Consider the following 3037-nt stretch of genomic DNA (forward strand, 5'->3'; position numbering starts at 1 on the left):
CATTGCTCCTCATAGGAAATTTATTGTTTCTTAATTTCCTAATCAAAGAATTTTTCGATGAGCCTGATAACGATTTTTATCTTATGATTTGGAGAATCAGTTTCTTTTTCGTCACACTATTTCTGACAAGGGCTATGATTGTTTTTATAAAGCCAAACACTCTAAAACTGATGATTGCACCAATATTTGTTGCTGCAATTCTGCTTGCTGTCACATGATTTGCGTTGTAATCACTAAATGTTGCATAACCAGATAGTAAACTTGACCGGGCAAAACGACGCGCCCGGCAAGTTACCAGCACGTTATATTTTTGATTTGTATACACAAAAAGCTATGAATAAAATTATCAAATCACATGTTTTAATTGACGGATCGATTAGCATAATTAAAGGTTTTGCATCCTGGTTTCACCAAGACTTTGATTTAATGGAAGAAAGCCCAGATGAATTTGCGCAAATAATTTTTAACTCCCTTTCAGAGGAACAAAAAAAAGAATTACGTGAAAGTTTCATAAAGCTATTAGAAGAATATCCAGGGGAAAAACAAGGTGGCTTAGTAAATGCCTGGCATAGGCTCGGAGCAGCATGGTGGGACAGAAAAATTGACCTTAGATCTTCAATTCAAAATTGGATAAATTGTTTAGAAAAAGATTGTACCTAAAGAAATATAACCAGCTAGTAAACTTGACCGGGCAAAACGACGCGCCCGGCAAGTTACCAGCACGTTCGGTGTAAAAAACAGATGATATGTCAATGTTCTAAATTGCCAGATATATTTTATCTTGATGAAGGGCCAAAGGGATTTGAAAAGGAACTTCAACAAGAGGATACTGCAAATTGGATACGTCTTTACTCCTGTCCTCACTGCGGGACAATGTGGGCAATTGATGAATGGGACAAATATCAATTTCAAGTTGTTCACAGGGTGGCAGTAAGAGAAAACTGGGAAAGCCTGGATACAATAGAACAACGAATGCAACTTCTCATTAAAAGTCGTGGAGGATTAACGGACTCTGAATGTCAATGGGCTGGATGTCATGAAAAACAAGTTAAAGGTGTCGCCTATTGTATTGAGCATCTTTGGAAAACAGGTGCTCGAAGATAAAGGCGCACCGAACCAACAGGTGAACTTGACCGGGCAAAACGACGCGCCCGGCAAGTTACCAGCACGTTGAGACTGTAGAAAAAGTATAGCAAAACCGCTAAAAGGCTTGTAAAATGGGCGTTTTTAAGATAAATACTTCTTCAGAATTTGTCATTGACACCTCACCTGAAGAAGACAAAAACCAAATGGCCAAATACAAGAAATACGATTACAGCCAATCAAAACTTTTGCCGGTAAGCTTTCATAAACAGATTCAACCAGGGACTTTCGAATACACACTATCTTATTTGATAGATAACAAGGTTGATCTGTCATGCTTTGAAGATCTTTTTAAGAACGATGAAACAGGCGCCCCAGCCTACAATCCTTCTATCCTTCTGAAGATCATCTTGTTCGCATATTCACGAGGCATTGTGTCAAGCAGAGACATCGCAAAAGCCTGTGAAGAAAACGTGGTTTTCATGGCATTGTCAGCAGATACGAAACCACACTTCACGACGATTTCCAATTTCATTTCGATCATGAAAGACCAGGTCAACGATATTTTCACGGATGTTCTACTATACTGTAACCAAATTGGCCTGATTGGAAAAAGCATGTTCGCAATAGACGGGTGCAAGATGCCGTCCAATGCATCCAAGGAATGGAGCGGCACCCGCAAGAGCTTCAAAAAGAAAAAGGAAAAGATGGAGAAGGCCATCGCCTACATTCTTAATAAACATCGAAATACGGACAACGACGGTAACGAAAGCAATTTTCGCGAACAGGAAAAACAATACATTGAAACCCTGAACAAGAGTATCGAGAAGATAGAGACCTTTCTCAAAACCGAAAAGGATAAAATCGGCAAAAGCGGAAAGCCCATCAACAGCAACATTACCGACAATGAAAGTGCTAAAATGAAGACCTCGAAGGGGGTTATTCAGGGCTACGATGGTGTCGCTGCGGTGGATGATAAGTACCAGGTAATTGTCCATGCGGAGGCTTTTGGGCAGGCACAGGAAAACGACCTTTTAGAACCAATGATAGAAGGGGTAAACGAGAACTTCAAAGCTATAGGAATAAAAGGGGAAATTTGTAAGAAGGCTCAAATTACCGCGGACGCAGGGTTTCACAGCGAAGCTAACATGAAGATGCTGGCCAAGGAAAACATCGATGCCTATGTAGCTGACACCCAATTTAGAAAACGTGACCCGAAATTTGCAGAGGTCGATAAATACAAAGAACGAACCCGAAAAGAAAACACCGCCAGGACAGGAAGCCGCTCTACATTCCCTACCAAGGATTTTAAATTCGCCGATGATATGAGCTACTGCATCTGCCCAGCCGGGAAGCGTCTTCACAAGAGCGGATCGAATGCATACACCAAAGGAAAGCATAATTTTCGGTTCAAAGGCCCGCAATCAGCCTGTTTACCTTGTAAATTGAGAAAAAAGTGTTTGAGGAATCCATCAGGGAATGGAGTCCGTCAGGTGGCTTATTTTACAGGCCGGACAAAGGGTGATGTGGCGACCTATACCAAACTTATGAAAAATAAGATCGATTCTGAACAAGGTCGTGCCATATACAGTAAAAGAATTGGAACCGTCGAACCAGTTTTTGCGAATATGCGGCACATTCTCAAATTGAATCGCTTTACAATGCGTGGTAAAAATAAGGTTAACACTCAGTGGAAACTGTTTTCAATCGTTCACAATTTGCTAAAGATCCATCGTTTCGGCCCAGCATTCGATAGCGGATAGGTCTCAAGGCCTATTCGGTAATGGGAAATATAAACAATAACCCATCAAAAGAAAGCCGGTAGACCCAAAGACCGGCAAACCGAAGCCGCAGAACATGCGGCTATCAACCAAGTAATCCCGTAGAAAAAGTCAACCAAGCGCCGGACCAGAAGTAAAGACTTCAAAAAGGGCTTTTTCTGCAGACTCGTTAG

Annotated in this window: 4 protein-coding genes; all 4 read left to right on the forward strand. The window is 41.2% G+C overall.

Annotated features, from left to right (window positions below; all coding sequences use genetic code 11):
* A partial coding sequence (locus AC37HE_RS03670; protein WP_500781429.1) for a hypothetical protein occupies positions 1-218 on the forward strand: 218 nt, incomplete at its 5' end.
* A gap of 115 nt (positions 219-333) precedes the next feature.
* Complete coding sequence (locus tag AC37HE_RS03675) at positions 334-660, forward strand: contact-dependent growth inhibition system immunity protein (RefSeq protein ID WP_500781430.1); 327 nt, start codon at positions 334-336, stop codon at positions 658-660.
* Between the two features lie 102 nt (positions 661-762).
* Entirely contained in the window at positions 763-1104 is a 342-nt protein-coding gene (locus AC37HE_RS03680) for a hypothetical protein (protein WP_500781431.1), read from the forward strand.
* A gap of 113 nt (positions 1105-1217) precedes the next feature.
* Positions 1218-2846, forward strand: coding sequence for an IS1182 family transposase (locus AC37HE_RS03685; protein ID WP_500781432.1), 1629 nt, complete (start codon positions 1218-1220; stop codon positions 2844-2846).
* Positions 2847-3037 lie beyond the last annotated feature (191 nt).

The sequence above is a fragment of the Mangrovibacterium sp. genome (assembly GCF_059905295.1).